Annotated in this window: 9 protein-coding genes; 7 read left to right on the plus strand and 2 right to left on the minus strand. The window is 69.6% G+C overall.

Annotation, left to right across the window (positions count from 1 at the left end; all coding sequences use genetic code 11):
• The first annotated feature begins 106 nt into the window (after positions 1–106).
• The 5 genes from AB0J71_RS49570 to AB0J71_RS49590 all read left to right on the plus strand — a co-directional run bounded on the left by AB0J71_RS49570 (position 107) and on the right by AB0J71_RS49590 (position 3,295).
• A complete protein-coding gene (locus tag AB0J71_RS49570; protein WP_364421380.1) occupies positions 107–340 on the plus strand; it encodes a hypothetical protein in 234 nt (77 codons plus the stop codon).
• Positions 341–793: 453 nt separating this feature from the next.
• Positions 794–1,321 carry a hypothetical protein gene (locus AB0J71_RS49575; protein WP_364421382.1) on the plus strand — a complete coding sequence of 176 codons (528 nt, stop codon included), beginning with the start codon at positions 794–796 and terminating at the stop codon, positions 1,319–1,321.
• Positions 1,322–1,421: 100 nt separating this feature from the next.
• Positions 1,422–1,571, plus strand: a complete 150-nt coding sequence (locus tag AB0J71_RS49580) for a hypothetical protein (RefSeq protein ID WP_364421384.1) — start codon at positions 1,422–1,424, stop codon at positions 1,569–1,571.
• Between the two features lie 12 nt (positions 1,572–1,583).
• On the plus strand, positions 1,584–2,135 hold the full coding sequence (locus AB0J71_RS49585) for a sigma-70 family RNA polymerase sigma factor (protein ID WP_364421386.1): 552 nt from the start codon (positions 1,584–1,586) through the stop codon (positions 2,133–2,135).
• Positions 2,132–3,295 (plus strand): CU044_5270 family protein, encoded by a 1,164-nt coding sequence (locus AB0J71_RS49590; protein WP_364421388.1) that lies wholly within the window; start codon positions 2,132–2,134, stop codon positions 3,293–3,295. Before AB0J71_RS49585 ends, AB0J71_RS49590 begins: the two co-directional genes overlap by 4 nt.
• A 626-nt stretch (positions 3,296–3,921) precedes the next feature.
• On the opposite strand, the gene AB0J71_RS49595 is transcribed toward AB0J71_RS49590, so the two are convergent.
• Positions 3,922–4,272: a hypothetical protein gene (locus AB0J71_RS49595; protein WP_364421390.1), complete on the minus strand. Its 351-nt coding sequence runs from the start codon at positions 4,270–4,272 to the stop codon at positions 3,922–3,924.
• A gap of 69 nt (positions 4,273–4,341) precedes the next feature.
• On the opposite strand from AB0J71_RS49595, the gene AB0J71_RS49600 reads away from it, so the two are divergent.
• Positions 4,342–5,616 carry a serine/threonine-protein kinase gene (locus AB0J71_RS49600; protein WP_364421392.1) on the plus strand — a complete coding sequence of 425 codons (1,275 nt, stop codon included), beginning with the start codon at positions 4,342–4,344 and terminating at the stop codon, positions 5,614–5,616.
• Between the two features lie 87 nt (positions 5,617–5,703).
• On the opposite strand, the gene AB0J71_RS49605 is transcribed toward AB0J71_RS49600, so the two are convergent.
• Positions 5,704–6,135 (minus strand): tyrosine-type recombinase/integrase, encoded by a 432-nt coding sequence (locus tag AB0J71_RS49605; protein WP_364421395.1) that lies wholly within the window; start codon positions 6,133–6,135, stop codon positions 5,704–5,706.
• A 43-nt stretch (positions 6,136–6,178) separates the two neighbouring features.
• Between AB0J71_RS49605 and AB0J71_RS49610 the strand changes: the two genes are divergently transcribed.
• On the plus strand, positions 6,179–6,542 hold a 364-nt coding region (locus AB0J71_RS49610; protein WP_364421397.1), incomplete at its 3' end, for an undecaprenyl diphosphate synthase family protein.

Here is a 6,542-nt window from a genome sequence, read left to right on the forward strand (position 1 = left end):
TCGTGGCCGCTGAGGGATGGGTGCGCGGCCTTCCACGCCGTGAGCACCGGCTCGATCAACGCCCACTGCGCGTCGGATAAGTCGCTCGGGTAGGGAAACCCTCACCATGCCCGTCCCCCAAGATCCCCCTCCCGGTGGCTGCGGCCGCCAGGTCGCGCTGACCAACGGCGGCTTCGAGTCGCCCCATCTGTCCGTACGGAACAACGTCTCGTTCCTGGGCGACGCCTCACAACCCGGCGGCGTGCCCGGCTGGCGCACCACGGCGAGCGATCACCAGATCGAGATCTGGCCGGCCGAGTACGGCGTGCCGGCCGACGAAGGCAGCCAGTTCGCCCGGTGACGGCCCGCCTGCGCGGCTTCTGTGCGCCGACCGAGTAGAGCATGACGCGACCGACAGGTAGGCGGAGTCCACACCCACAAGCAGCGCGGCGACGGCTGCGGCCAGCGACACTGCCAGCGAGGGCAGCGGCCACCCGCGCCGGGTCGCGACCGCCAGTGTGGCGAGGGCGGACAGCGCGATCGCCGGTAGCAGGCCAGCCCTCAGATGGGCCGCGGCGGGGAAGGCGGCGGCCAGCAGCGCGGCCGCCACGTCCAGGGCCCCCCAGTGGCCATGGCGCAGCCTGTGCACCACCAGGGTCTCGTTCACCAGCCGAAGTATCCGCGCCGGTCACCGGCCGGTAAGCAACATCGTCCGCGAGGAGGAGGAGCGGTTTTCGGGTAGCGTCCTGGGCTGAGGCGAGCTTCTTTCCGCGGCGCGATGCCGTACGCCTGCCCGGACGGCAGCGTGGAGAGCATGAAACGAACAACTCTCGTGATCGGCGTCGTCGCGCTCCTGGCGGTGGCCGCCACCCCGGCAGTCGTGGCCTCGGCCCCGGTGCGGTTCGAGCCGCCGTCTCCCACCGGCCCGCACAAGATCGGCACGGTCGCGCTGCACCTGGTCGGCAAGTCCAGGACCGACCCGTGGGTGGCAGGGAACAAGCGGGAACTGATGATCAGCATCTGGTATCCGGCGCGCAAGACGGCGGGATACCCGGTCGCGCCGTGGATGTCCAACGCGGCTGCCGACCGCTATCTGCACACGCTCGGCGTGCCGCCGGGCAAGCTGGTGCCGGGCGCGACGGACGGTCATCTGGGTGCCCCTGCCGACCGGCGGCTCGGGAAGCTGCCGGTGCTGCTGTACTCGCCGGGCGCCAACGCCTCGCGCTCCTACGGCACCGGGGTGGCCGAGGAGCTGGCCAACCGCGGCTACGTGGTGGTGACCATGGACCATACCTACGACGCGGCGGTCGTGGAGTTCCCCGGCGGCCGAGTGCGAAACTGATCAGACCTACGGCCCGCGGGAGGACTGCCCCCGCCCGGTGATCGGGCAGATATCACCGCGCGGGCGCGTGCCTGTCGGCCAGGCGTGTGGCCTCGTCCACGTGCCCGAGCGTGCCGCCTTCGGAGATGACCCGGGCGCGACGGAACTCCAGGTCGAGGTTTTTGATGTCGAGGCTGAGGGCCGGCCTGAAATTCTGCCGTCGGCCGCGGACACGTATGAAGTGAAAGCCCGCAGTGTTCGAAAGGCCTGACGAGGATGACGCGTGAGTGAACAAGACGATCGGTCCCGGTTTGAGGCGGTGTACCGGCGTACCTATGAGCAGATCCTCGGATATGCCGTGCGGAGGTGTTCCTCTCCGGAGGACGCCGCCGACGTCGTGGCCGAGACCTATGTGATCGCCTGGAGGCGGATGACCGAGCTCCCCGACGGCGAGGCCTGCAAGCTCTGGCTGTACGGCGTGGCCCGGCGAGTCCTGGCCAACCACCGCCGGAGCGAGCGGCGCAGGCTCACCCGGCACGCCGAGCTCACCGACGAGATCGAACACCTCTATGCCGCCCCCTCGCACCACAGTGAGCAGCACGGCGTGGATGAAGCCATGACCATGCTCGCCGACAGCGACCGTGAATTACTGGCCCTGGCTCTTTGGGAGGGGCTCGATCCCGGTGAGATCGCCACAGTGCTGGGCTGTTCCCGCAATGCCGCGCGGATCCGCCTGCACCGGGCTCGCAAGCGCTTCGTCAAGGCCCTGGAGAAGACCCGCCCATCGGCCGCCGGTTTCGCGTCACGGCCGCTCATCGAGAAGGAGTCAGGGTGAACAACGACCAGATCTTCAAGGACCGGGCGCGGGTGCTGGATGAGGACCTGGCCGGCCGGGCGTCCACCGCAGGGGCGGACGCGCTGCTGGCAGAGATCGTCTCGCTGGAGCGCGTTCCGGCCCGGCGGCAGCTCCTGCTCTCTCCAGGCCGCGCTCTGCTCGGCCTAGCCGCGGCCGCTGTCGCGGTAGCGGTCATCGCCCCTGCGATGCTGTCTGACGGCACGATCTCTGTCGCGCCTCAGCCCAGTACGTCGGTGTCCGCGACGGCCGAACCGACCGCCCGGCAAATCCTGCTCGCTGCTGCCGTCGCCGTGGAGAAGGGTCCTGCGAGCGGCGACTACTGGCGCACCGCGACCGTCAACCAGTGGATGTTGACCGACCCCACCCGCAGCTATGTGCTCGAGGGCAGCCGGTCCCTTGAGACGTGGCTGGCGAAGCGGCCGGATCTGCAGTACTGGCGCATTCGGCAGGATCTCGGCGTCAAGCCCGCGACCCCGCAGGACGAGGCGGCCTGGCGGGCCGCGGGGGCGCCCACCAGCTGGCGATACCCCAAGAACATGAAGACGGAGAACCTGTTCTCCGTCCCGTCCAGGCCGCTGGAGGCGGCGGCAGGTGAGCGAACCGCCGAACGGCTCTACGGCAAGTGGAAGGGCTCGGCCGGTGACTTGGCAGGGGAGGACATGACCTGGAAGGAGGTGCGCGCGATCCCGGGCGAGCCGGAGACGCTCCGGAACTACCTGGAAGAGCGCATCGGCCGGCTGGAGCTGGCCGGGTCCGGGATGGACGTGGAGGAGGCGAAGGCGTACATCCTGCTGCGGGACTGCGTGAACATCATCAGTGGCCTGCCGGCCTCGCCCGAGGTTCGGGCATCCGCGTACCGGATCCTCGCTTCCCTGCCCGGCATACGGGCCGAGGGGAGGACGACGGACCCGCTGGGCCGACGCGGGCAGACGCTCAGTTATCAGGAGGAAATAGAGCCGGGCCTGTTCGCCCGGGTTCAACTCGTGATCGATCCCAGCACCGGCCTGCTTCTCGCCGAGGTGAGGACGAACACGACAAAGCTCGCGAACGGACGGCAGGCGGAGCTGCGTCTCTCCACCTCGTACCAGGCGATCGGCTGGACCGACGAACGCCCAGAACTGCCCACGCATCGGAACTGAGCCGTTCACCATCCGCGATCGTCCGTCGCCCACGGTTGCTAAGGCCGGCGGCCGGCCGGCTCCCGGCGAGGATGTGACCGTGGTGGCTCGCGTACGACGCGGACCACCACGGCCTCCTGCGGGATCGCGGGACAGGTGGCCACTCAGGGGGTCAGCCCCAGACCGCCCGTCCCCGGGCGCGCAGCTCGGCGGTGATGCGCGGACTGCCGTAGGTGCCGTCGAACGCGGCGCGCTCCACGCCCCATCGCTAAGAAGACCTACAAGGCGGCCCAGCCGTCCATCAGGGGCGGCGTCCACCCTGGGGCGTTCTGCGCCCCCGGCGGGGCGCTCGGCCGGACGAACGCGGGCACGTTGAGGAGGTGCAGTTCGAAGGGCGGTGACCAGGCGCGCTGGCGGCGCGTAGCGATCAGAGGACCACGAAGAAGCCGCCCGCCGCCCCCAGATGGGAGATGAGGCGCCGCCGGTCGTGCGGGCGGAGCTTCGCGATCACGTACGCGCGCTCCAGCGGCGGGAGCCCGCCGCGGCCGCCGCCTGGCGACCGGTCGCGCGCCGCCCGCGGGTGACCTTGGACAGGATCCTTGGGCGAGGTCGCTCGGCGCTGTTGCGAACGCCGTGACCTTGTGAGGTCAGTGGGCAGGCGGCGCGGGCAACGGCGCGTTCGGGCACTGGACGGCGACGGAGGTCAGCTCCTGCTTCTCCCGCTCGTCGACCGGCTCGGCCGCAACCTCCTGGAAGGGCGCATCGTCCTGAACGACCTGTTCCAGCGCGACATCGCGGTCAAGGTGCTGGAGGGCATCGCGGCCGGCGAGCACACCGAGCGCTCCCTGATCCTCGACCTGGCCCTGGCCCTGTCGGAGGACCGGCGCCGCGATCCTCGCCCGCCGCCAGCGCGGTGAATCCATCTGCACCATCGCCGTCGGCGTCAACGTCCCGTCGGCGTCGTCCACAAGACCCTCGCCGACGCCAAGAATTGCCATATTCCGGTGGCCCCTCTTTTGGAATCATCGACACCGACCGGCGATGATCTCGACGAGGAATGAGTCACCATGACCGACCCCCTACGCGACGGCGACCCGGCTCACATCGGCTCCTACCGGCTGCACGCAAGGCTCGGTGGGGGCGGGATGGGAGAGGTGTTCCTGGGCCGCTCCCCGGGCGGGCGCCTGGTCGCCGTCAAAGTGGTGCGCCCGGAGCTGGCCGGCAACAGCGAATTCCGGCGCCGCTTCACTTCCGAGGTGGACGCCGCCCGCAAGGTCGGCGGGTTCTACACCGCCCAGGTCGTGGACGCCGACACCGACGCCGTCCGGCCGTGGCTGGCCACCGCCTACATCCCCGGCCCCTCCCTGCACCAAGTCGTCGACGAGCACGGTCCGCTCCCTTTGGAGTCGGCCGCGGTGCTCGGCGCCGGGCTGGCCGAAGGGCTCGCCGCCGTGCACGCGTGCGGGATGGTGCACCGCGACCTCAAACCCGGCAACGTCATCCTCGCCGAGGACGGGCCTCGCCTGATCGACTTCGGCATCGCCCGCGCCCTGGACGCCACCAGCCACACCCAGATCTCCACCGTGCTGGGCACCGCCGCGTTCATGTCCCCAGAACAGGCCATGGGCCGGGAGGGCGGGCCGCCCTCGGACGTGTTCTCGCTCGGCTGCGTGCTCGCCTTCACCGTGACCGGCCGCAGCCCCTTCGGGACGGGGCCCGTCCACGCGGTCGTCTTCCGCGTGGTGCACGCCGACCCGGATCTTCAAGGAGTGCCGGCCCCCCTGGCCGCTGTGGTGGCGGCCTGCCTGGCCAAGGACCCCGCCACCCGGCCCAGCCTGGAGCAGGTGCTGACCCGGCTCACCGCGCTCGCTTCGCCCGACCAGGGGCGGTGGCTGCCTGAGGCGCTCACCCAGGTCATCGCCGACCGACGGACCCTGGCGCTGACGGCTGTTCACGACCGGGCCACCGCGACCGACGGTGGCGGCCCCCGAACGATGTTCGCTACCCCCACCATGTGCACGTTCCAGACGTTCAACACCGGGAACTACCTGACGGCGGTCGGCGGTGGAGGCCAGACAGGAGACGTGATCCAAACCGACGCCGCCGTGGCGCGCTCGTGGGAGCGGTTCACGCTCGTCGACGCGGGCGATGGCGTGAATTTCGGGATCAAGACGGTGACCGGTCATTTCCTCACGGCGGTCGGCGGTGGGGGCCGGACCACCGATGTCATCCACAGTGACGCGCCCCTGGTGCAGTCGTGGGAGAAGTTCCGCGTACGGGCATGGTCCGGCGGCTCGTTTACTGGGACCGAATTGGCGGGCCGCACCATCTCATCGCGCTGACCTGCGGTTCGGGTCCAGCCGAGATACGGCCAGAACCGGCCATGAGTCGCTTTTGACGCCTGTTTCCGCAGGTAGGCGTAAGTACGGTTAGCGGTCAACCGTGATCAGTTTGAGAGCGTCTTCCTTTTCCTTGTCGGAGGGCAAGCTATAGCGGTGGGTGGTCTCCAGGCGGGCGTGGTCGAGGATCTCGGCGACCAGGACGAGGTCGGTCTTGCCACGGATCAGGGTGGTGGCGAGCGTGTGGCGCAGGATGTGCGCAGTGGTGGGATCGTCCAGCCCGGCCGTCTGGGCGATCGCGGCGATGATGCCGCCAGCGGCGCGGGCGGTCAGCCGTCCGCCCTTGGCGTTGAGGAACAGGGTTCGGTTGTCGTCGGCACGGGGCCAGTTGGGGCGCTCGTCGAGCCAGAGATGCAGTTCAGTGCGGAGCTTGGGGTGGATGTCGACGCCGATGCGAGTGACACCGGTGACAACATCGTCCTGGCCCTCACCGACGAGCTTGCCCGCCTGGAAAGGCGGCATCGGGAAGAGATCTCGGAGCTACGAGCGGCCCTCGAGCAAGCCCATGGCGAGAACCTTGAACTGCGGCGTGAACTCGCCCGCCGCGGTGGCAGCTGCTACTAGGGTGCTGCTTGTGCTCTATGCCCTCTATGCCCATCACCTGCGCTCCCGGCTGCTGAAGGGCCCACTCCCCGCCCACGTCGCCCTGGTGATGGACGGCAACAGGCGATGGGCCAAGGAGATGGGTCTGGCCAACCCGAGCCAAGGACACCGCCACGGCGTCGAGCACATCGAGACCGTCATCGGCTGGTGCGCCGACCTCGACATCAGACACGTCACCATCTACGTCGCGTCCGTCGACAACGTTCGCAAGCGCGAGTCGGCGCAGGTCGCCTTCTACATGGGACTGATCGAGGAGATCATCGCGG

The sequence above is a fragment of the Nonomuraea sp. NPDC049637 genome, assembly GCF_040675235.1.
Taxonomy (GTDB): domain Bacteria; phylum Actinomycetota; class Actinomycetes; order Streptosporangiales; family Streptosporangiaceae; genus Nonomuraea.

Excerpts from the sequence above, each read along its gene's own strand:
- AB0J71_RS49575 (WP_364421382.1), top strand. The coding sequence starts at position 794 with ATGAAACGAACAACTCTCGTGATCGGCGTCGTCGCGCTCCTGGCGGTG.
- AB0J71_RS49570 (WP_364421380.1), top strand. The coding sequence starts at position 107 with ATGCCCGTCCCCCAAGATCCCCCTCCCGGTGGCTGCGGCCGCCAGGTC.
- AB0J71_RS49595 (WP_364421390.1), bottom strand. The coding sequence starts at position 4,272 with ATGGCAATTCTTGGCGTCGGCGAGGGTCTTGTGGACGACGCCGACGGG.
- AB0J71_RS49600 (WP_364421392.1), top strand. The coding sequence starts at position 4,342 with ATGACCGACCCCCTACGCGACGGCGACCCGGCTCACATCGGCTCCTAC.
- AB0J71_RS49605 (WP_364421395.1), bottom strand. The coding sequence starts at position 6,135 with ATGCCGCCTTTCCAGGCGGGCAAGCTCGTCGGTGAGGGCCAGGACGAT.